The following is a 21,738-nucleotide window of genomic DNA, read 5'->3' as shown; positions in this document are numbered from 1 at the left end:
GCCCGCTACAGCGCTTCCTTGCGGGTGAGGTGGTTGAAGGCCAGCCATCCCGGGAGCACCGGCAGCCACAGGGTCAGCAGCCGGAACAGCAGCACCGCCGGCGCGGCGACCTCGCTGGGCAGTCCGACCGCGATCAGACCGACCGTCAGGGTCGCCTCGACCGCTCCCACACCACCCGGGGTGGGAGCCGCCGACCCCAGCGCGTTGCCCGCGAGGAAGACCACCGCGACCCCGGCCAGGCTGATCGACGTCGTCTCGTCGCCGAACGCCCGGACGGAGGCGTACAGGCACAGCACGAAGCAGGCGGTCAGCAGCAGCATGCCGCCGATGCCGGTGACCAGCTTCTGCGGGCGTTGCAGCACATCGAGCATCCGCGGCACGACCCCCGCGAAGAGCGACCGCACGCGCGTGAAGAGGAACTTCCGCAGGAACGGCACCGAGGTCACCACCAGCACCAGCACCGCCACCGTCAGCAGACCCGCGATGACCGTACGGGACGGAGACAGCGAGGGCGTCTTCTCGGTACCGGTCAGATAGCCGAACGCCAGCAGCATCAGGATGTGGCAGCCCAGCCCGAACAGCTGGGACGCGCCGACACTCGCCACCGCGAGCCCCGGCCGCACCCCGGCACGCTGGAGGAACCGGGTGTTCAGGGCGACACCGCCCACCGCCGCCGGGGCGACGATCTTCACGAAGGAACCGGCGACCTGCGCCGCCACCGTCCTGACGAACGGCACCCGCTCCGGCACGAACCCCAGCAGTGCCAGGGCCGCGGCGAAGTAGCTGGCGGCCGAGAACAGGGCGGCCGCCGCCACCCAGCCCCACTCCGCGTTGGCGATCAGCAACCCGAACTCGATGTGGGCGAGCTGCGTCAGCAGGAAGTACCCGCCGATGGCGCCGGCGATGAAACTGATCAGCGTGCGCGGACGCACCCGCTCGAGGCGGACCGGCTCGACCGGCGCCTGCGGCCTGATCCGCAGCACCTCGTGCCGGATCTGCGTGAGCAGGTCTTCCTCGCGGGCCTCCTCCAGCGCCTCGTCGATCGCCCGCTTCTCGGCCCGCTGCTCCGCGCGTACGGCCTTCTTGTCGGGCTTTTCGGCCATGGCGGGCCCGTCGGCCGAGAACTTCCCGGAGGGGTCCGCGGCCTGCTCCGCGCGCAACTGCTTGGCCTGGCGGGAGGCCTCCAGGACCGCCTCACGCTCGCGCTCGGCCCGCTCCCGGGCGAGCCGGCGCAGCGTCGCGCGCGTGGAGCGGCTCAGCGCGATGGGCTGAAGCATCGGCAGGCAGTCCGCCACGGCGTCGGGGCCGAGCACGCTCAGAGCCGACGCCACCGCGCGTTCGGCGCCCACCCGGAGCCCCAGCGTCACCAGCAGCTGGGAGATGTCTATGCGCAGCAGCAGTTCGCCGGCCGCGATCTCCCCGACCCGCAGATCGGTGAGGATCACCGTGCCGGAACGATCCACCAGGATCGCGTCGCCGACCAGCCTGCGGTGCGCGATCCGGCGGGACTGCAACGCCTGCACCTGACGCCAGGTGTCGCGCAGCAGCGTGTCGGTGATCTCCTCGTCCGGCAGCGAGTCGAGGGTGCGCCCGCCACTGTGCTCGTAGACGAGCATCACCGCGTCGGGGCCGAGCTCGGACATCGCGATCAGCTTCGGCGCGTTGGCACCGGCCGCGATGGCCGCGTACGCCAGCAGTGCCTCCTGCTCGAGCGCCTGGCGCAGGGACTGGAAGCTTCTGCGGGTGGCGAAGCCGCGCAGGGTCAGATTGCGCCACGCGCGGTAGAAGAAGCCCTGTGCCTGCTGCTCGCGGTCGACCACGGTCACGTCCAGCGGCGGACCGTCCTCCAGGGTGACGAAGTACCGGCGGCCCCGGTCCCCGGCCTCGACGACGTCCGTTGCCTCCTGGCGGGACGCGCTCACCGGATGGAAGCCGACGGTCCGCAGGCCCGCCATCAGGGTCTGCCCGGTGGGGCGCACATTGGGCGACCCGACCGCATAGAGGGTGCCGTACGCGACGGTCCAGCCGAGCAGCACCGTCAGGATGACCGAGAACGGAGTCGTGTACCCGGTGACCAGCATCGAAAAGGCATCGAGGAGCAGCACGACCCACAGCACCGCGCGCCATCTGGGTCTGCGGGACATGCCGACGGCCGTCATGTAGGCGATGACGGGTGCCAGGTAGCCGTGCACCGGATCGGTGAGGGCGTGGACGTCGCCGGGGGAGGGCTGGGTCAGCGCCTCCTGGATCGAGCCGGGGGCCGCCCGCGCGACCCACAGATCCGTGGCGAGTGTCACTCCGTGCGCGAGGACGGCGGCGAGCACACCGTCGGCGATCCGCAGCCCGTCCCGTTTGATCAGCCGTTCGATGGCGAAGGCGACCGGCACGAGAAGGATCGCGATGCTGGAGGCCAGACCGGCGATCTTGATGAGCAGGTCGGGCGCCTGACCGGTGCCCTTGGTGATGTCCTGTTCCAGCCCCGAGGTGGTGCCGTGGGCGAACGCGGCGATCGCCAGCAGCACCCCGATGGCGAGCGCACCCACCAGGAGCCGCATGAGATCGGACGGACGGTGCACACGTGCGGGGAGGAGGGGTTCGTCGCCCTCGACCTCGTCGACGCGCGCCGGATCGGCGCCGTCGGTGCCGTGGGCATCCGGAGCAGGCTGCTTCCCGGCCGCCTCGGTGCCGGCGTCCTTGGCGCCGGCACCCTGTGGATCGGTGCGACCGGTGTCCGGGCGCGACGAAATGTCAGGGGTGCCCGCCGTGTCCCCGGGGTGCGCACCCTGCTCCGTCATTGCCTCTTCTTGATCTCGTATCACCAGTCACCGCCCGCACGATGGTGGCATGCCGCACCGCCGCACGCGGGCAGCAGGGTCGACGTGAGGGGTCGCACAGTCTGCCCGAAGTGCGATTCCCCGGCGAGGCGTACGTACACCCCGGTGGGCGTCATATCGCCGGTCGCGTTGTCGGTGGGGTGGTGCAGGATGGGCAGGATGAGCCAGCAGCGCCTTCCGTCCGACACCGGCCCGGAGCACGCGGGCACCCTGCCCGAGTACGCCGAGCGGGTCCTCGACGTGGCCGAGCGGATCCCGCCGGGCCGTGTGATGACGTACGGCGACGTGGCCGAGTGGCTGGGGGAGGCCGGCCCCCGGCAGGTCGGGCGCGTGATGGCGCTCTACGGGGGAGCCGTCCCGTGGTGGCGGGTCGTCCGCGCGGACGGGGTGCTGCTGCCGGGCCACGAGCTGAGAGCCCTCGACCACTACCGGGCGGAGGGCACCCCACTGAAGGAGGCGGGCCCGGCCGCCGAGGGGCACCTGCCGCGCCTCGAGATGAAGCGCGCGCGGTGGGACGGCGGCGGGCCCGCGGACGGCGGCGGGCCCGCGGGGGGTCACATCGGCCGGCGTCCGCCATCGGACGTACCGTCGTACGACCTGTGATCCATACGGGGGAAACGGGGCACGTCCCTGGCATGACGTACGTTCGTGAGGCGGGTGACACGAGTGCCGCATGTGTCGGGAGGGAAGAAGCGGAAGCTGTGCTCCCGTACTCCCCGTCGGCGTAGCGTCAACCGCACGTGTCCCCCTCGACCCCGCGGCCACCGCCCTCCACACGCGGTGGAACGGCAACCAGCACACCCACCAGGACCGGCGAACCACGTGAGCTCCTCTTCCTCCAGCAATGGCCTGTCGCACCCCCAGGTGCGGCGGGGAAACCATGGCGCTCATCGACTGGTTCGTACCCCGCCGGCCCGCACATCTCCCCCTCGACTGGACGCCGCACAGCGCTCCGTGGTTGACCACAGGACCGGACCGATGCTCGTCCTCGCAGGTCCGGGCACCGGGAAGACCACCACACTGGTCGAGTCGGTGGCCGCGCGCATCGCCCGCGGAGGTGATCCCGAACGCATCCTCGTGCTGACGTTCAGCCGCAGGGCGGCGGTCGAGCTGCGCGACCGCATGGCCCTGCGCATAGGGGCCGCGCGCGCGCCCCGGGCGACCACGTTCCACTCGCTGTGCTACGCCCTGATCCGCGCCCACCAGGACAGCGACCTCTTCGTCGAGCCGCTGCGGCTGCTGTCGGGCCCCGAGCAGGACGTCACCGTCCGTGAGCTGCTCGCGGGCCAGGTCGACCTGGAACGCCTCGGCCTGGCACATGTGCGCTGGCCGGACGAACTGCGCGCCTGCCTGACCACCCGCGGCTTCGCCGACGAGGTCCGCGCGGTGCTCGCCCGCAGCCGCGAGCTGGGACTGGGCCCCGACGCCCTGGACGCCTTCGCCCGCCGCATCGGACGCCCCGACTGGCGTGCCGCGTCCGCTTTCCTCGCCGAGTATCTCGACGTCCTCGACCTGCAGGGCGTCCTCGACTACGCCGAACTGGTCCACCGCGCGGTGCTCCTCGCCCGCCGCCCCGAGACCGCCCGGCAGCTCGCCGCGCGCTACGACGCCGTGTACGTGGACGAGTACCAGGACACCGACCCGGCGCAGGTACGGCTACTGCAGGCGCTGGCCGGCGGCGGCCGCACCCTGGTCGCCCTCGGTGACCCGGACCAGTCGATCTACGCCTTCCGGGGCGCGGACGTGAACGGCATCCTGGACTTCCCCGACGCGTTCCCCCGCGCGGACGGCCGCCCGGCCCCGGTCGAGGTGCTGCGCGTCGCGCGCCGCTCCGGCGCGGCTCTGCTGGCCGCCACCCGCCTGGTCACCCAGCGCATGCCGCTGCCCCGCCTGCCCGCCGAGAAGGTCCGCGCCCACCGGGAGCTCACCCCGGTACGGGACGGCGGCCGGGCCGAGGTCTACACGTACCCGACCTCGGGCACGGAGCTGGACAACATCGCCGACATCCTGCGCAGGGCCCACCTGGAGGACGGCGTCGCCTGGAACGACATGGCCGTCCTGGTGCGGGCCGGCTCCCGCGCCCTTCCCGTCGTCCGCCGCGCCCTCGCCTCTGCGGGCGTCCCGGTGGACGTCGACGGCAACGACCTTCCCCTGCGCCACGAACCGGCGGTGACCCCGCTGCTCACGGCCCTGCGAGCGGTGGCGACGGCGGAGGCGGCCGCCGGGCCGGAGCCGGAGGCTCCAGGGGAGGCGGAGGGTGAGGGGCCGGGGCAGGATCAGGTGCAGGGGCCGGAGCAACCCTGCTGGCTCGACACCGAGACCGCGCTCACCCTGCTCACCTCCCCTCTCGCGGGCATGGACGCCGCCGACCTGCGCCGTCTCGGTCGGGCCCTGCGCGAGGAGGAGCGGGCCGCCGGCAATGTGCTGCCGCCACCCTCGGACGAACTCCTCGCGCGGGCGCTGGCCGAACCCGAGCGGCTGGTCGTGCACGACCCCACGTACGCGCGCGGAGCCCAGCGACTCGGCGCTCTGCTGCGCACGGCACGTGAACGCCTGGCGAGCGGCGGCACCGCCGAGGAGGCGCTGTGGGACCTGTGGGACGGCACCCCGTGGCCCACGCGACTGGAACGCTCCGCCCGCCGCGGCGGTGCGGCAGGACGCAACGCCGACCGGGACCTGGACGCGGTGTGCGCCCTGTTCGCGACCGCCGCCCGCGCGGAGGAACGCACCGGAGGCCGTGGCGCCCTGAACTTCCTGGAGGGGATCGACGCCGAGGACATCGCCGCAGACACCCTCACCCGCCGCGCCGTACGCCCCGACGCCGTACGCCTGATGACCGCGCACCGCGCCAAGGGCCTGGAGTGGCGACTGGTCGTCGTGGCCGGTGTCCAGGAGGGCCTGTGGCCCGACCTGCGCCGCCGCGGCTCCCTGCTGGAGGCCGACCGTATCGGCCGCGACGGGCTCGCCGAACCGCTCACCCCCGGTGCGCTCCTCGCCGAGGAACGCCGCCTGTTCTACGTCGCCGCCACCCGGGCGCGTGAACGGCTTGTCGTGACGGCCGTGAAGGCCCCCGCCGACGACGGCGACCAGCCCTCCCGCTTCCTGGCCGAGCTCGGCGTCGAACCCAAGGACGTCACCGGGCGCCCCCGCCGCCCGCTGTCCGTCGCCGCGCTCGTCGCCGAGCTGCGTGCCACCACCGTCGACCCGCGCGTCTCCGACACCCTCAGGGAGGCCGCCGCCCGCCGGCTCGCCCGGCTCGCCGCCCTCGCCGACGAGGACGGCCGCCCCCTGGTGCCGTCCGCCCACCCGTACCGCTGGTGGGGCATGTACGAACCCACCCGGAGCAAGGTGCCGCTGCGCAGCCGCGACCAGCCCGTCGTACTCTCCGGCAGCGCCCTCGACCAGCTCGCCAACACCTGCGCCCTGCAGTGGTTCCTCGGCCGGGAAGTGAAGGCCGACGCCCCCGCGACCGTCGCCCAGGGCTTCGGCAACGTGGTGCACGCCCTCGCCGACGAGGTGGCCTCCGGGCACACTCCGGCCGACCTCGCCGTCCTCATGGAACGACTCGACTCCGTGTGGAACGCACTCGCCTTCGACGCGCCGTGGAAGTCCCAGCAGGAGAAGCAGAACGCGCGCGTGGCACTCGAACGCTTCCTGAAGTGGCACGTCATGGACCGCACCGGCCGTACCCCGGTGGCCAGTGAGCACGACTTCGACGTCCGGCTCGAAGCCGGCGACTACGAGGTCCGCATCCGCGGTCAGATGGACCGCGTCGAAGCCGATGGCGAGGGCCGCGCCTACGTCGTCGACTTCAAGACCGGCAAGCACGCCCCCAGCTCCGCCGAGGTGGCCCGCCACCCTCAGCTCGCCGTCTACCAGCTCGCCGTGCAGGAGGGCGCCGTCGACGAGGTGTTCGACGGGGCACGCCCCCGGACGGGCGGCGCCGAACTGGTCCAGCTGCGCCGGCCGGCCGCCAAACGGGACGGCGGGGAGACCCTGCCCAAGGTGCAGGCCCAGGAGCCGCTGGAGGGGGAGCAGCGGGAGTGGGTCGGCGACCTGCTGGCGACGGCCGCCGGAAAGGTCCTCGACGAACGCTTCACCCCGAACGAGGGGCAGCACTGCGCCCACTGCGCCTTCCGGGCCTCGTGCAGCGCCCGCCCGGAGGGCCGACACGTGATCGAGTGATCGGGGCGGACCATTGCGGTGGTGCCCACGACCTCGTGAGGCGTATGAGTGAGGCGCATGAGGGTGTGGTGCACGACCCGGGCGCACACGATCCTGATGGCGCACGCGCCCTGGTGCGGTGCGCCGGTGACCGGCGTGACGCATCGCACCAACCGCGCCGACCTGCGGTTCTCCGGCCGCTGGGGGAGCGATACGGCTTTTTGTCAGTGGCCGCCGTTAGCCTCTGCATGTGCATGCACGCATCAGCGATCCCGAGCAGCTCAAGGAGCTCCTCGGGATCCCTTTCACTCCCGAGCAGACGGCCTGCATCGTCGCGCCGCCCGCTCCTCAGGTGATCGTGGCCGGAGCCGGCTCCGGCAAGACGACGGTGATGGCGGCACGCGTGGTGTGGCTGGTCGGCACCGGCCAGGTCGCCCCGGAGCAGGTGCTCGGCCTCACCTTCACCAACAAGGCCGCCGGCGAACTCGCCGAACGCGTCCGCAAGGCATTGATCAGGGCAGGCGTCACCGATCCCGACACCATCGACCCGGACAACCCACCGGGCGAACCGGTGATCTCCACCTACCACGCCTTCGCGGGCCGCCTCCTGACCGACCACGGGCTGCGCATCGGCCTCGAGCCGACCTCCCGCCTCCTCGCCGACGCCACCCGCTACCAGCTCGCCGCGCGGGTGCTGCGCGAGGCCCCCGGCCCCTACCCCGCCCTCGCCCGTTCCTTCCCCGACCTGGTCGGCGACCTCCTCACCCTCGACGGCGAACTCTCCGAGCACCTCGTACGGCCCGAGGACCTGCACGGCCACGACACCGAACTGCTGCGCACCCTGGAGAACATCAAGCTCACCAACGCCGACCTGCGCAAAGTGCCCGAAGCGGCCGCCGCGCGGCGCGAACTCGCCGACCTCGTCCTGCGCTACCGGGCCGCCAAACGCGAACGCGACCTGTTCGACTTCGGCGACCAGATCGCCCTCTCGGCCCAGCTCGCCCGGATCCCCGAGGCGGGCCGCGTCCTGCGCGACGAGTTCCGCGTGGTCCTCCTCGACGAGTACCAGGACACCTCGGTCGCCCAGCGCGTGCTCCTCGCCGGCCTGTTCGGCGGCGGCACCGGCCATCCGGTCACCGCCGTCGGCGACCCCTGCCAGGCGATCTACGGCTGGCGCGGTGCCTCCGTCGCCAACCTCGACGACTTCCCCGAACACTTCGCGCGGGCCGACGGCGGTCCCGCCACCCGCCAGTCGCTCAGCGAGAACCGCCGCAGCGGCGGTCGCCTGCTGGACCTCGCCAACGGCCTCGCCGAGCCCCTGCGAGCCATGCACGCGGGTGTGGAAGCCCTCCGCCCGGCGCCGGGAGCCGAGCGGGACGGCACCGTCCGCTGTGCCCTGCTGCCCACCCACGCCGAGGAACTCGACTGGATCGCCGACTCCATCGCCCACCTCGTACGCACGGGGAAGGAGCCCGGCGAGATCGCCGTCCTGTGCCGCACGGCGACCGACTTCGCCGAGATCCAGAGCACCCTCGTCGCCCGGGACGTACCCGTCGAGGTCGTCGGCCTGTCCGGGCTGCTGCACCTGCCCGAGATCGCCGACCTGATCGCCGTCTGCGAGGTCCTCCAGGACCCCGGTGCGAACGCCTCGCTCGTCCGCCTGCTGACCGGCCCTCGCTGGTGCATCGGACCGCGCGACCTCGCCCTCCTCGGGCGCCGTGCGCGGCTGCTCGTGTCCCACGCGCGCGTGGACGGCGAGGACGACCCCGACCGCCGCCTCGCCGAGGCCGTCGAGGGCATCGACCCGTCCGAAATGATCTCGCTCGCCGACGCCCTCGACACGTTCCTGGAGACCCCGCTGGACGGTCACGGGGACGCCGACGGGCTGCCCTTCTCACCGGACGCGCGTGTGCGGTTCGCCCGGTTGGCCGCCGAATTGCGCGACCTGCGCCGCTCCCTGGCCGACCCGCTGATGGACGTCCTGCACCGCGTCCTCGCCGTCACCGGCCTGGAGATCGAACTGTCGGCGTCCCCGCACGCCCTGGCCGCCCGCCGCCGCGAGACCCTCTCCAACTTCCTCGACATCGCCGCCTCCTTCGCCGCCGGGGACGCCGAGGCCGGCCTGCTCGCCTTCCTCGGCTTCCTGCGCACCGCCGCCCAGTACGAGAAGGGCCTCGACAACGCGCTGCCCGGCGGCGAGAACACCGTCAAGGTGCTCACCGCGCACAAGTCCAAGGGCCTGGAGTGGGACGTCGTGGCCGTCCCCGGACTGGTCACCGGCACCTTCCCCAGCGGCCAGGGCCGCGAGAAGTGGACCGCGCAGGGCAAGGTCCTGCCGCACGGGCTGCGCGGCGACGCCGACACCCTGCCCGACATCGAATCCTGGGACTCCCGGGGCCTGAAGGCCTTCCACGAGGCGATGAAGGAGCACCAGCACACCGAGGAGCTCCGCCTCGGCTACGTCACCTTCACCCGCCCCCGCTCGCTGCTGCTCGGCTCCGGCCACTGGTGGGGGCCCTCCCAGAAGAAGCCGCGCGGGCCGTCCGCGTTCCTCCAGGCCCTCCACGACCACTGTGCCGCCGGGTACGGCGAGATCGAGGCATGGGCGGACGAGCCCGCCGAGGACGACGAGAACCCCGCCCTGCACCGGGCCACCCAGGACCAGGTGTGGCCCCTCCCGCTGGACGACGACGCCCTCGCCCGCCGCCGCGCCGCCGCCGACACCGTCCTGGCCCACCTCGAGAGCCTCGCCGGCCACCCCGACGACCCTCCCCCGGCCGTACACACCGCGGACACGTACGACGACCCGGACTGGCCCCGGCCCCCGGACGACGAGGACCTCCCGCCCGACGACGTCGACCCCTTCGCCGACGACGCGTCCGGCGAGGGCGACTGGGACTCCTGGACCGCAGAGCGCCCCATCGGCAGTCTCCCGGCCGACCGTCCCGTCGACCGACGCCCCACCATCCCGCACCAAGCGACCGCCCCTGAGCCCACCGGGCCCCCCGACGCCCCGGACTCGGCGGCCCCGGCCCTCTGGGCGGAACCCGCCGCGCCCCGCCTCACGCCGGAGGAGGCCCGTACCGTCGCCTCCTGGGACCGCGACCTCGACGCCCTCACCGGCGAACTGCTGCGCGCCCGGGACAGCGTCACCGAGATCCTGCTGCCCGCTTCGCTCACCGCGTCCCAGCTGCTGCGGCTGGCCGCGGACCCGGACGGCTTCGCGCGGGAGCTGGCCCGCCCCATGCCCCGGCCGCCGCAGCCGGCCGCCCGCCGAGGCACCCGCTTCCACGCCTGGGTCGAGGCCCGCTTCGAGGAACTGACACTGCCCCTGCTCGAACCGGACGACCTCCCCGGCAGCGAGGCCGAGATCGCTGACGAACACGACCTCGCCGCCCTCAAGGAGGCATTCGAACGCACCGCGTACGCCCACCGCACGCCCTACCGTGTGGAGGCCCCCTTCCAGCTGGCGATCGCCGGCCGGGTCGTCCGCGGCCGCATCGACGCCGTCTACCGGCAGGACGGCAGCGATGCGGGCGGGACCGGGACCGGGGGTGGCGACAGCGACGGCGACGGGAGCAGCGCCGGCGCCGGGGCGACGTACGAGATCGTCGACTGGAAGACCGGCCGCGGTCACACCGCCGACCCGCTCCAGCTCGCCGTCTACCGGCTCGCCTGGGCCGAGCAGCAGGGCGTTCCCCCGGAGTCGGTCAGCGCCGCCTTCCTGTACGTACGCACCGGCGAGGTCGTACGCCCCGAGGCGCTGCCGGACCGCGCGGCCATCGAACGGCTGCTGCTGGAAGAACCGTCCGGTGAGATACCGCACTCCGAGGACACCCCCGCGGGCCGATAGGCTCGAGACCATGAGCCAGCCCGTTGACAGTGCCGTCAGCGCCGTCCGTACATACATCGAGCAGCACCGTGCCGCCTTCCTCGACGACCTCACCGAGTGGCTGCGCATCCCCTCGGTGTCGGCCCAGCCCGATCACGCACCCGACGTGCGCCGCAGCGCCGACTGGCTCGCCGCCGCACTCACCGCGACCGGCTTTCCGACCGCCGAGGTCTGGCCGACCCCGGGCGCCCCCGCCGTCTACGCCGAATGGCCCTCCTCGGACCCCGGGGCGCCCACCGTCCTGGTCTACGGCCACCACGACGTGCAGCCCGCCGCCCGGGAGGACGGCTGGCACAGCGAGCCCTTCGAACCCCTCGTCCGGGACAACCGGATGTACGCGCGGGGGGCGGCCGACGACAAGGGCCAGGTGTTCTTCCACACCCTCGGCGTCCGGGCCCACCTCGCCACGACCGGCCGTACCGCCCCCGCAGTGCACCTGAAGTTGCTGATCGAGGGCGAGGAGGAATCCGGCTCACCCCACTTCCGGACCCTCGTCGAGCGGCACGCGGACCGGCTCGCCGCCGACGTGGTGACCGTCTCCGACACCGGGATGTGGTCCGAGGACACCCCCACCGTGTGCACCGGCATGCGCGGCCTCGCCGAGTGCGAGATCCGGCTGCACGGCCCGGACCAGGACATCCACTCCGGTTCCTTCGGCGGCGCGGTGCCCAACCCGGCCACCGCCGTCGCCCGTCTGGTCGCCGCGCTGCACGACGAGCACGCGCGCGTGGCGATCCCCGGCTTCTACGACGGCGTCGTCGAGCTCACCGACCGCGAACGCGAACTCTTCGCCGAACTGCCCTTCGACGAGCAGGAGTGGCTGCGCGCCGCCTCCTCCCACGCCACCGGCGGCGAGGCCGGATACAGCACCCTGGAGCGCGTCTGGGCCCGCCCCACCGCGGAGGTCAACGGCATCGGCGGCGGCTACCAGGGCCCCGGCAGTAAAACGATCATCCCGTCCTCCGCCATGGTCAAACTGTCCTTCCGGCTGGTCGCGGGACAGGACCCCGACCACATCGAGAAGGCCGTCCGCGACTGGGTGGCCGGGCAGATTCCCGACGGCGTCCGGTGCGAGATCGCCTTCAGCCCCGCCACCCGCCCGTGCCTGACCCCGCTGGACCACCCGGCCCTCGAATCCGTGGCCCGCGCCATGGGCCGGGCCTTCGGCACACCCGTCCGCTTCACGCGCGAGGGCGGTTCCGGACCGGCCGCCGACCTCCAGGACGTGCTCGGCGTCCCCGTGCTCTTCCTCGGCATCTCCGTTCCGTCCGACGGATGGCACGCCCCCGACGAGAAGGTCGAACTGGACCTGCTCCTCAAGGGTGCCGAGGCCGCCGCACACCTCTGGGACGACCTCGCCGAGCACTGGCAGCGCGTGCCCTGAACGCTCTCAGGCCGTCCGACCCGGGCTGCCCGCGCGGGGCACACTGGAAGCACCCCGCCGCGTGCCGCCGGGTCCGGTCGCCTCCCGCCCGTACGACCCGCTGAACCGACCGCCGACCCGAACGCCGATCCCATCCGTTTCACCGGGGGAGTTGGAAGCACCCGTGACCACCTGGACCGACCACACCGCCGACCGCCCCGTCTCGCTCACCGCCACGAGCGGCATCAACCGCGCCGCCCACCACCGGCTCGACGAAGCATGGCTCGCGGCGGCCTGGAGCCACCCCTCGACGCGCTGCTTCGTGGTCTCCGGCGGCCAGGTCCTCATAGACGAGACGGCCGACGGCCGCACCGAACTCGTCATGACGCCCTCCTTCGAGGCCCCGCTCACCGAAGCACACCGTTATTTCCTGGGTACCGACGAGGACGGCGTCAGCTACTTCGCCCTGCAGAAGGACGCCCTGCCCGGCCGCATGGACGACTCCGCCCGGCCGGCCGGGCTGCGCGAGGCGGGCCTGCTCCTGTCACCCCGCGACGCGGGTCTGATGGTGCACGCGGTCGCCCTGGAGAACTGGCAACGGCTGCACCGCTTCTGCTCCCGCTGCGGCGAGCGCACCGTCATCGCCGCGGCCGGCCACATTCGCCGCTGCCCGGCCTGCGGTGCCGAGCACTACCCGCGCACCGACCCCGCGGTGATCATGTCCGTCATCGACGACCAGGACCGCATCCTGCTCGGCCGCCAGGTCCACTGGCCCGAGGGCCGCTTCTCGACGCTCGCCGGCTTCGTCGAGCCGGGGGAGTCCATTGAGCAGTCGGTGCGCCGCGAGGTCCACGAGGAGGTCGGCATCAGCGTCGGCGAGGTCGAGTACGTCGCCAGCCAGCCCTGGCCGTTCCCCTCCAGCCTCATGCTGGGCTTCGTCGCCCGCGCCACCTCGACCGAGATCGACGTCGACGGCGACGAGATCCACGAGGCCCGTTGGTTCTCCCGGGACCAACTGGGCGCCGCTTTCGAGTCCGGCGAGATGCTCCCGCCCTACGGCATCTCGATCGCGGCCCGCCTGATCGAGCGCTGGTACGGCAAGCCCCTCCCGACCCGCACCGCCTTCTGACCCGCGGCGCTTTCCGACCTGCACCGCTTTTTGCCTCGCGGCGCCCGATGTATCGCGACAGAGCGGGGTGGGCCTTCCCGGACCAGGCCTTGATCAGGCCCTCGATCAGGGACGCCCACCCCGCTCCGGGTGAACCGCTCGCTCTGAGGTTCCCCCGCTGCGCGGGAGGTGCTGATTCACCGGCCCTGCCATCGTCCTGTGCGTGTTGTCGTACAAACAGGTGCGCCCCCTCCGGTCAAATCGACCGGAGGGGGCGCCGAGCCTGGGAGGTTCAGGCGCCGAGAGCCTGCTTCACCTGGGCAAGGCTCGGGTTCGTCATGACCACCTCGCCGTCACCGGTGCCGGGAACCACCCGAACCGTCGGGACCGTCTGGTTCCCGCCGTTCGCCTTCTCCACGAAGGCGGCGGAGTCCGGGTCCTGCTCGATGTTGATCTCGGTGTACGCGATGCCCTCGCGGTCCATCTGGCCCTTCAGGCGGCGGCAGTATCCGCACCACGTGGTGCTGTACATCGTCACAGTGCCCGGCATGTTTCTCGCGCTCCTTCGGCGACTCGGGGAAGTCCTCGCTGAGGGAGGAACGTACTTGAAAGCTCCACCATTCCCAGAGGCCGCGGCCCGCTTCACCTGCATGACGTGATGTCCGCCCCACCAGCCTGACGTGGTGCCTGCCGCACGAGGACGTGATGGCTGCCGTATAAGTACGACTGCGGGGCCGTGCCTGTGGACAACCGGCTCAGCCGTCTCCGGCGACCTGGCAGCATGGCTGTGTGACAGCAGCAACGCACTCCCCTCTCTTCCCACAGGTACCGGACTCGGCCGACGCGGTGCTCGAAGGGCTCGACCCCGAGCAGCGTGAAGTCGCCACCGCCCTGCACGGCCCGGTGTGTGTGCTGGCGGGCGCCGGTACCGGCAAGACCAGAGCGATCACCCACCGGATCGCCTACGGGGTACGCGCCGGGGTCCTCCAGCCCTCCAGCGTGCTCGCCGTCACCTTCACCAACCGCGCCGCCGGGGAGATGCGCGGGCGACTGCGCCAGCTCGGCGCCGTAGGGGTCCAGGCCCGTACCTTCCACTCGGCGGCGCTCCGCCAGCTCCAGTACTTCTGGCCGAAAGCGGTCGGTGGCTCCCTGCCCCGGCTGGTCGACCGCAAGATCCAGCTCGTCGCCGACGCGGCCGCCGCCTGCCGCATCCGGCTCGACCGGGGCGAGCTGCGGGACGTCACCGCCGAGATCGAGTGGTCCAAGGTCACCCAGACCGTCCCGGCCGACTACCCGCCCGCCGCCGCCAAGGCCGCGCGTGAGGCGACCCGCGACCCCGCCGAGATCGCCCAGCTCTACGCCGCCTACGAGGACCTCAAGCGGGAGCGGGGGGTCATCGACTTCGAGGACGTGCTGCTGCTCACCGTGGCCGTGCTCCAGGACCGACAGGACATCGCGGAACAGGTCCGCGCCCAGTACCAGCACTTCGTCGTCGACGAGTACCAGGACGTCAGCCCGCTCCAGCAGCGGCTGCTGGAGCTTTGGCTCGGCGACCGGGAGAACCTGTGCGTGGTCGGCGACGCCAGCCAGACGATCTATTCGTTCACGGGCGCAACACCAGACCACCTGCTCGACTTCCGTACCAAGCACCCCGGTGCCACCGTCGTGAAACTGGTCCGCGACTACCGTTCGACCCCCCAGGTGGTCCGTCTCGCCAACGGACTGCTCGCCCAGGCGCACGGCCGTGCCGCCGATCACCGGCTGGAACTCGTCTCCCAGCGTGGCCCGGGACCCGAGCCCGTCTTCACCGAGTACACCGATGAACCCGCGGAGGCCGAGGGCGCCGCGCGCCGGATCGGCGAACTGATCGGCGCCGGTGTCCGGGCCAGTGAGATCGCCGTGCTGTTCCGCACGAACTCCCAGTCCGAGACCTACGAGCAGGCGCTCGCGGACGCCGGAGTGCCGTACCAGCTGCGTGGCGCCGAGCGCTTCTTCGACCGCCCGGAGGTGCGCAAGGCGGGCAGCGCCCTGCGCGCGGCAGCCCGCTTCGGCGGCAACGACAGTCTCCTCGACGACGTGGTGGACCTGCCCTCCCAGGTACGTGCCGTGTTGTCGGGCGAAGGCTGGACGGCGCAGCCGCCGGCGGGCTCGGGGGCGGTGCGGGAGCGCTGGGAGTCCCTGGCCGCTCTGGTGAACCTCGCCCAGGACTTCGCCGCCGCGAAGCCGGCCGCCACCCTCGCCGATCTCGTCGCCGAACTCGACGAGCGGGCAGGTGCCCAGCACGCCCCGACCGTGCAGGGCGTCACGCTCGCGTCGCTGCACTCGGCCAAGGGCCTGGAGTGGGACGTGGTCTTCCTGGTCGGTGTCGCCGAGGGCATGATGCCGATCACCTACGCGAAGACCGACGAACAGATCGAGGAGGAGCGCCGCCTCCTCTATGTAGGTGTCACCCGGGCGCGGGAGCGTCTCCACGTCTCCTGGTCGCTGGCCCGTTCGCCCGGCGGGCGGGCGAACCGCCGGCCCAGCCGTTTCCTCGACGGGCTTCGTTCCGGCTCGCCGGCAGGCCGCGGCGGCGCGGCCGGCACCGGGGCCACGGGGGGTGTGGAGCGTGGTGCGGCCGGGAGGGTGACCGCCGTCTCCGTGGCCCCGGAACCGAGACGCAGGCAGCGCAGCCCCGCCCGCTGCCGGGTCTGCGGCCGCACGCTGACGGACGCGGGCGAGATGAAGCTGATGCGCTGCGAGGACTGCCCCTCAGACATGGACGAGGGCGTCTACGAGCGGCTGCACGACTGGCGTGGTGAGCAGGCGCGGCGCAGTGGTCAGCCCGCCTTCTGCGTCTTCACCGACAAAACGCTGATGGCCATCGCCGAGGCCGTCCCCGAGGACCCGCCGGGGCTCGCCCGCATCCCCGGCGTGGGGAAGCGCAAGCTGGACCGCTACGGGGCCGACGTACTGGCGATCTGCGCAGGCAGGGACGGGGCGCAGGGCAAAGATCAGGACTGATTCCAACTCGTCGAGAAAATAGTTTGCGCATGCCCCGGGAATCCCCATAGGTTCTTAGACACGAGAACAGCGGCCTTCTCGGAGGCCCTGATTCCGTGTTGTACTTGCATATCCGTCGGACCGGCTGACCCCGGTCCCCCGATGCGCCGAGAGGAGGCGAGTCCTGTGATCAACATCAACACCAGCTCCGTCGTCAAAATGACCGATCGCTCGGCCGTCTCCCTGTGCATTCTCGGCGCCTCGAATCAGGGCACCGGTCTGTCCGGCGTCCCCGCCGCACGTCCGGCGTCCTCCGTTGCTCCCGCGAGCCCTGTCGTCCGTGAGCGCGATGAGCGACCGATCAAGGCACTGGGAGCGGTAGAGGCACAGGCGAAGGCCTATGCCTTTGCGGCGGTCGGTGCCGAATTCCGGAAGCAGACGACGCAGCACCACCTGATGTGGGCCTTCCGTGGGCCAGAACCCTGGAGTGATCCAGCCTGATTCGATCAGGCCGGCGCCTTCAGGGCCGCGGAACCCCACCCGGGATCCGCGGCCCTTCTGTTTGTCCCCGAACGGGGACGACGGACCGAAGCGCCTCGGGACAAGACAAGAACCCGGTACCAGCCGCCACCCGGCCCACCGGCCGGAAACGACCAGACGAGGAAGACGAACCGTGCAACTCGAAGCGCACGCCCCGTCCGTACCGCCTTCCGACACGATTCCCAAGCCTGGCTCCACGGAGGACCCGACCTTGACTCCGCTCACCGCGCTCACCGCGCTCGACGACGCCATCGAGAACCTCGGTGTACCCGTCCCCTGCCGTTCCTACGACCCGGAGGTCTTCTTCGCCGAGTCGCCGGCGGACGTCGAGTACGCCAAGTCCCTCTGCCGCACCTGCCCGTTGATGGAGGCATGCCTCGCCGGCGCCAAGGAGCGGCGTGAGCCGTGGGGCGTCTGGGGCGGCGAGCTGTTCGTCCAGGGCGTCGTTGTCGCCCGGAAGCGGCCGCGTGGCCGTCCGCGGAAGAACCCGGTCACGGCATGAACACCCCAGGAACGATCGACCGCCCCTTCACGCACGACCCCCAGAAGCAGGCCCCGATGATGCCGACCGCCGATGAGCCCGCAGGCTCCGCGACCGAAGACTTCACCACCCGCGGTGCGAACGACTCGCGCCAGAACAGGACCCGTGAGATGCAACTCATTCCAGAAGCCCTGGCCCGTGCGCATATGCACGAGCGCCTGCACCAGGCCGAGCGGGAGCGCCGGGCGGCACGCCTGGTGACCGCTCGCCGGATGCAGCGCCGCGCCGAGCGCGCCTCCCAGCTCGCCCGCCGCGCACTCGCCATGGCCGTCATGCAGTAGCCGATTCAACCGATGGAGTCGATTCGACCTTCGAGTCGACCCAGCCCATCGTGGCTCTCCCGTGGGGGCCGGTCCGTGCCGAACGGACCGGCCCCCACGGTACGTTGCGCCGAGTGGGCCGTCCGGTACGGCGTTGTCGTCACCGGGCGACGAGCCATTCCAAAGACGGAGACGGTGACGACCGCCCGGCCGCGGAACAGACGCCCCAGATGTGCGCCCGCTGTGGTGTGTCGGCCGAGGGACCGCAGCCGACCTGGGCCCTTTCAGTGGAGAACGGCACCCGTCGGAACCACTGCGAGGCCTGTTCCCGTGAGCACCTGCGAGCGATCGAGGGCCGCCCGGGCGCACAGTGGTGGTGACAGCGGGCGCGGGCCGGGCGGGTGCCTCTCACGCCTGCGCCGTCGACGCCTCCTCGGCCGGTTCGGCCGCCTCGCCTCTGGCGGCCACCTCCGAGGGTTTCCCCTCCGCAGCCTTCCTCGCCACAGGCTCCCCCTTCGTGGGTTTCCGCTTCGCGGACCTCTGCTTGGCGGACTTCCGTCCGGCGGGTTTCGCCTCCGAGGGCTCCTTCACCAGGGTCTCGTCCACCGCTTGCCTCGGCACCAGTTCCCCTGCTCCCCCAGTTGCCTCTGCTTCCGCTTCTTGCGCCTCTGCCGGGACGAACCCCGGTAGCCACTCCCGCAGTTCGTCGCGCAGCCGTACCGTCCCGCCCAGCTGGCACAGCACACCGATCGTGCTCAGGGTCACCCGGTGGATCAGCAGATACGCCGGGGGAAGGTTGAGCTGCTTGGCCAGCTGGTAGGCGGGGGAGCGGGGGTCGCCGATGCGGGCGGCCTGGCCGCGCATCCAGCCACGGGTGAACGTGAACGCCTCGACCTGCGCCGGTTCGATGATCGGCAGGAGGTACTCGAGGACCGCGTCGGGATCCAGCTCGACGGTCTCCCTGATGAACCCCTCCGCGCACAGCATCTCGTAGACGGCCTCCGCCTCGCCGTCCAGCGTCATCCGCAGTGCCTCGCCGATGGGAGTGGGCAGCCCGCCCGGCAGCCGGTCGACCGTGCCGAAGTCCAGCACACCCAGACGCCAGTCGTCCTCGCCGTCCGGGCCGCCGGGCAGCAGACGGAAGTTGCCCGGATGCGGGTCGGCGTGCAGCAGCCCGGTGCGGGCCGGCCCGGAGAACAGGAAACGGGCGAGAAGCTGACCTGCCCGGTCCCGCTGTTCCTCCGTACCGTCCGAGATGATCTCCGACAGCGGTACGCCGTCCATCCACTCGGTGACCAGCACTTGCTCGCACTGGTGGACCACCGCCGGTACGACGACATCGGGGTCGTCCGAGAACTCCTCGGCGTGGGCCTGCTGGGCCTGGGCCTCCAGACCGTAGTCCAGCTCCTCCGCGACCCGGTCCTTGAGCTCCGAGATCAGCGGCTTGACATCCATTCCGGGGACCAGCGGACCCAGCAGCCGGGCGAACCGGCTCAACTGGTTCAGGTCGGACAGCAAGGCTTCGCCGGCGCCCGGGTACTGCACCTTGACCGCCACCTCACGGCCGTCGTGCCACACCCCGCGGTGCACCTGGCCGATCGAGGCTGCGGCGGACGGCTTGTCCTCGAACTCCAGGAACAGGTCGGGCCAGTCCTCGCCGAGCCGCTTCTCCAGCACCGCGTGCACGGTCCGGGTCGGCATCGGCGGGGCCGCCTCCTGGAGTTTCGTCAGCGCCGCGCGGTAGGGCCCGGCGACCTCCTCCGGCAGGGCCGACTCGAAGACCGACAGGGCCTGGCCGAACTTCATCGCGCCGCCCTTGAGCTCGCCGAGCACCTTGAACAGCTGCTCCGCGGTGCGCTGCTGCAACTCGCGGCCGACGAGCTCCGCGGACTCGCCCACGATCCGCTTGCCGAGCCCCCAGGTCGCCCGCCCTGCGAAGCCGAGCGGGAGCGCGGCCAGCTTGGCGGTTCTGGTGACCGCCTTCCGAGGAAGATCAGACATGAGCCCTCCAAGTTCCTGCCGGCCGCTCCGCGTCCGCCTGACGGCACAACTTCCTCGACGGCCCGTGCGAGGCCATTGTCTCGTGCGTCCGGCCGTGTTCGGAGGTGTGCTCCGACTCCGTTTTCGCCGTGCTCCGATCCGCCGCTCCGCACGGACACCCGGGATGCGCCCCGACCGGCCGCGCATGCCAGTGCAGACCCGGGAGGGAAGCCTCCCAGCGGGCACCGGCACTGGACGGAACATGGCCGTCCAGGAAGGCGAGCGCGTGGGCACCGGCCAGTCCGGCCACGGTCGCGGCCAGTGGCAGATCGCAGGCTCCCACCCGGCGCTGCCGCCCGGAACGCCACTGGGCGACCATACGCGGCCAGGTCGGATCCCGGTCGGTCCTGTCTTCCTGGAGACAGCCCGCGCAGCCTGTCTCACCGGGCAGGACGAGCGGACCGACGACGCCGGTTCCCTCCACCACGCCGGCGTAGAGGTGGGGTGTTCCCGAGGCCATCAAGGGCTCGGCCCCCACCGGGTCCGGGGTGTGTACGGCCACGTCGTCCCGCGGAGCGACGATCACCAGGGAGAACCCGGGGGTCCCCTCCTCCGGCGAGGACTGGGCGGTCCGGCGCGGCGGCCGGTCCGGCGCGGCCCGGCGCACGGCACGGCGGGCCGCCTCGTGCCTGCGATCGCCTACGGCTTCCGGGAGCAGCCCGCCCGGCGCGACGTCCCAGGGCTCGACCCGACCGATGTCGCGCACGTCGACCTCACCCACACCGGCCCCGGACAGCAGCGCCGCCAGCATCGAGCCCACCCGGCCCGCGCCCCTCACCTGCACCCGGGCTCCGCGGCGCGCCGCGAGCCGTCCGAGTGCGTCGCCCGGCGCGGAGGTGGTCAGGGTCAGCGAGGCTAGATCGGGGCGCAGCCGGTCGAGGACCTCCCGTTTCTCTCGCAGGGCGTCGGCAGCCGGGCCGCCGCCCCGGGAGTCGTCGAGGAGCCCGGCCCGGGACAGCCGGGCCACCAGCCGGTCGACATGGCCGTCGGGCAGATCCATCCGCCGGCCCTCCTCGCGCAGACGATCGAGCCCACGGGTGCCGTTGAGCAGATCGAGGAAGCTGCCCGTCGCCGTGTCCATCGGCCCCAGGGTCAACGCGTGCGCGGGTGTCATCCCGAACTGCACGGTGTTGAGGTCGCGCCAGCCGCGCCGGAGCGCCGGCTTCACCATCGGATGCATGTCAGGTCCCCGTGTCTCCTTGAACGGCTGCCGCTTGAACGGCTGCCGTAGTACCGCCGCCCACTCGTGGCCGGTCGACGAGTGCCAGCATGCCCGGATTCGAAGCGGCCTGCCGTAAGTTGTCCACAGGCGAGGTGATTGGTCGTATAAATCCGGCGCATGGTGGGGGATCGGTATCGAAGCGTCCCGGAGCCGGGACTTCCCCGTGTGCAGCGGGTAACGTCGGGGCGTGCCCGCCGACCCACTGCACAGCGCCACACATTCCCAGCGCAGCACGACGAGTCAGCCGACGAGTGGCTCACGGGCGAGCGCGATCGAGGTCCGCAGGAGCGTTCGCCGGCGCAGAACGGTCTCCGCGTACCGCGAGGGCGATCGCACCGTGGTGCTCATCCCCGCCCGGATGTCCGAGGCGGAGGAACAGCGCTGGGTGAACGTCATGCTCGACAAGCTGGCGGCCCAGGAGAGCAGGCGGGCACTCGGGGACACCGAGCTGGCAGAGCGCGCCGAGCGGCTGTCGGCCCAGTACTTCAACGGACGGGCCCAGCCCCGCTCCGTACGCTGGGTGACCAACCAGAACACGCGCTGGGGTTCGTGCACGCCGTCCGAGGGCAGCATCCGGCTGTCGCACCGGCTGCAGGGCATGCCCGAGTACGTCGTCGACTATGTCCTCTGCCACGAACTGGCTCACCTGCTCGTGCCCGGACACGGGCCCGGCTTCTGGCGTCTGCTGGAGGCGTATCCGAAGACGGAACGGGCCCGGGGTTACCTCGAAGGAGTGGTCGCGGCCGAGCGGCTGCCCCATCTGTCGGGGGCCCGTAACGAGTGAACGCCGCC

14 protein-coding genes are annotated in these 21,738 nt (G+C 72.1%); 10 read left to right on the top strand and 4 right to left on the bottom strand.

All coding sequences use genetic code 11. The features are described from left to right. Positions 1 to 5: 5 nt before the first annotated feature. Positions 6 to 2,795: a lysylphosphatidylglycerol synthase transmembrane domain-containing protein gene (locus tag ACFP2V_RS22510; protein WP_381215336.1), complete on the bottom strand. Its 2,790-nt coding sequence runs from the start codon at positions 2,793 to 2,795 to the stop codon at positions 6 to 8. 198 nt (positions 2,796 to 2,993) lie between these two features. Between ACFP2V_RS22510 and ACFP2V_RS22505 the strand changes: the two genes are divergently transcribed. From ACFP2V_RS22505 to nudC, 5 genes are all read left to right on the top strand, one after another. Further along, entirely contained in the window at positions 2,994 to 3,437 is a 444-nt protein-coding gene (locus ACFP2V_RS22505; protein WP_381215333.1) for an MGMT family protein, read from the top strand. Between the two features lie 219 nt (positions 3,438 to 3,656). Further along, complete coding sequence (locus ACFP2V_RS22500; RefSeq protein ID WP_381215330.1) at positions 3,657 to 7,019, top strand: ATP-dependent helicase; 3,363 nt, start codon at positions 3,657 to 3,659, stop codon at positions 7,017 to 7,019. 229 nt (positions 7,020 to 7,248) lie between these two features. Beyond that, complete coding sequence (locus ACFP2V_RS22495) at positions 7,249 to 10,851, top strand: ATP-dependent DNA helicase (protein ID WP_381215327.1); 3,603 nt, start codon at positions 7,249 to 7,251, stop codon at positions 10,849 to 10,851. 10 nt (positions 10,852 to 10,861) lie between these two features. Further along, the gene (locus tag ACFP2V_RS22490; RefSeq protein ID WP_381215324.1) at positions 10,862 to 12,274 is read left to right on the top strand and encodes a dipeptidase; all 1,413 of its coding nucleotides are present in this window, start codon (positions 10,862 to 10,864) and stop codon (positions 12,272 to 12,274) included. 151 nt (positions 12,275 to 12,425) lie between these two features. After that, complete coding sequence (gene nudC / locus ACFP2V_RS22485; protein ID WP_381215321.1) at positions 12,426 to 13,382, top strand: NAD(+) diphosphatase; 957 nt, start codon at positions 12,426 to 12,428, stop codon at positions 13,380 to 13,382. A gap of 271 nt (positions 13,383 to 13,653) precedes the next feature. Here nudC and ACFP2V_RS22480 read toward each other — a convergent pair whose 3' ends face one another. Next, entirely contained in the window at positions 13,654 to 13,911 is a 258-nt protein-coding gene (locus tag ACFP2V_RS22480) for a mycoredoxin (RefSeq protein ID WP_381215318.1), read from the bottom strand. Positions 13,912 to 14,150: 239 nt separating this feature from the next. On the opposite strand from ACFP2V_RS22480, the gene ACFP2V_RS22475 reads away from it, so the two are divergent. From ACFP2V_RS22475 to ACFP2V_RS22460, 4 genes are all read left to right on the top strand, one after another. After that, positions 14,151 to 16,364 carry an ATP-dependent DNA helicase UvrD2 gene (locus ACFP2V_RS22475; protein WP_381215315.1) on the top strand — a complete coding sequence of 738 codons (2,214 nt, stop codon included), beginning with the start codon at positions 14,151 to 14,153 and terminating at the stop codon, positions 16,362 to 16,364. A 165-nt stretch (positions 16,365 to 16,529) separates the two neighbouring features. Further along, a complete protein-coding gene (locus tag ACFP2V_RS22470) occupies positions 16,530 to 16,844 on the top strand; it encodes a hypothetical protein (protein WP_381215313.1) in 315 nt (104 codons plus the stop codon). Positions 16,845 to 17,016: 172 nt separating this feature from the next. Continuing rightward, complete coding sequence (locus ACFP2V_RS22465; protein ID WP_055573144.1) at positions 17,017 to 17,385, top strand: WhiB family transcriptional regulator; 369 nt, start codon at positions 17,017 to 17,019, stop codon at positions 17,383 to 17,385. Next, the gene (locus ACFP2V_RS22460; protein WP_381215311.1) at positions 17,382 to 17,705 is read left to right on the top strand and encodes a hypothetical protein; all 324 of its coding nucleotides are present in this window, start codon (positions 17,382 to 17,384) and stop codon (positions 17,703 to 17,705) included. Before ACFP2V_RS22465 ends, ACFP2V_RS22460 begins: the two co-directional genes overlap by 4 nt. Positions 17,706 to 18,092: 387 nt before the next feature. On the opposite strand, the gene ACFP2V_RS22455 is transcribed toward ACFP2V_RS22460, so the two are convergent. Together ACFP2V_RS22455 and ACFP2V_RS22450 are read right to left on the bottom strand one after the other, a co-directional pair. Next, on the bottom strand, positions 18,093 to 19,685 hold the full coding sequence (locus tag ACFP2V_RS22455; RefSeq protein WP_381215308.1) for an ABC1 kinase family protein: 1,593 nt from the start codon (positions 19,683 to 19,685) through the stop codon (positions 18,093 to 18,095). Further along, positions 19,678 to 20,904, bottom strand: coding sequence for a ThiF family adenylyltransferase (locus tag ACFP2V_RS22450; protein WP_381215305.1), 1,227 nt, complete (start codon positions 20,902 to 20,904; stop codon positions 19,678 to 19,680). Before ACFP2V_RS22450 ends, ACFP2V_RS22455 begins: the two co-directional genes overlap by 8 nt. Before the next feature lie 229 nt (positions 20,905 to 21,133). On the opposite strand from ACFP2V_RS22450, the gene ACFP2V_RS22445 reads away from it, so the two are divergent. Further along, positions 21,134 to 21,730 (top strand): M48 metallopeptidase family protein, encoded by a 597-nt coding sequence (locus tag ACFP2V_RS22445; RefSeq protein WP_381215302.1) that lies wholly within the window; start codon positions 21,134 to 21,136, stop codon positions 21,728 to 21,730. The last annotated feature ends 8 nt before the right edge of the window (positions 21,731 to 21,738 follow it).

The sequence above is a fragment of the Streptomyces incanus genome, from assembly GCF_042656345.1.
Lineage (GTDB): Bacteria > Actinomycetota > Actinomycetes > Streptomycetales > Streptomycetaceae > Streptomyces > Streptomyces incanus.
This window is presented reverse-complemented; position numbering and strand designations above follow the sequence as displayed.

Coding starts and splice junctions, on each gene's coding strand:
- ACFP2V_RS22490 (WP_381215324.1), top strand. CDS start 10,862: ATGAGCCAGCCCGTTGACAGTGCCGTCAGCGCCGTCCGTACATACATC.
- ACFP2V_RS22455 (WP_381215308.1), bottom strand. CDS start 19,685: ATGTCTGATCTTCCTCGGAAGGCGGTCACCAGAACCGCCAAGCTGGCC.
- ACFP2V_RS22505 (WP_381215333.1), top strand. CDS start 2,994: ATGAGCCAGCAGCGCCTTCCGTCCGACACCGGCCCGGAGCACGCGGGC.
- ACFP2V_RS22510 (WP_381215336.1), bottom strand. CDS start 2,795: ATGACGGAGCAGGGTGCGCACCCCGGGGACACGGCGGGCACCCCTGAC.
- ACFP2V_RS22450 (WP_381215305.1), bottom strand. CDS start 20,904: ATGCATCCGATGGTGAAGCCGGCGCTCCGGCGCGGCTGGCGCGACCTC.
- ACFP2V_RS22480 (WP_381215318.1), bottom strand. CDS start 13,911: ATGCCGGGCACTGTGACGATGTACAGCACCACGTGGTGCGGATACTGC.
- ACFP2V_RS22460 (WP_381215311.1), top strand. CDS start 17,382: ATGAACACCCCAGGAACGATCGACCGCCCCTTCACGCACGACCCCCAG.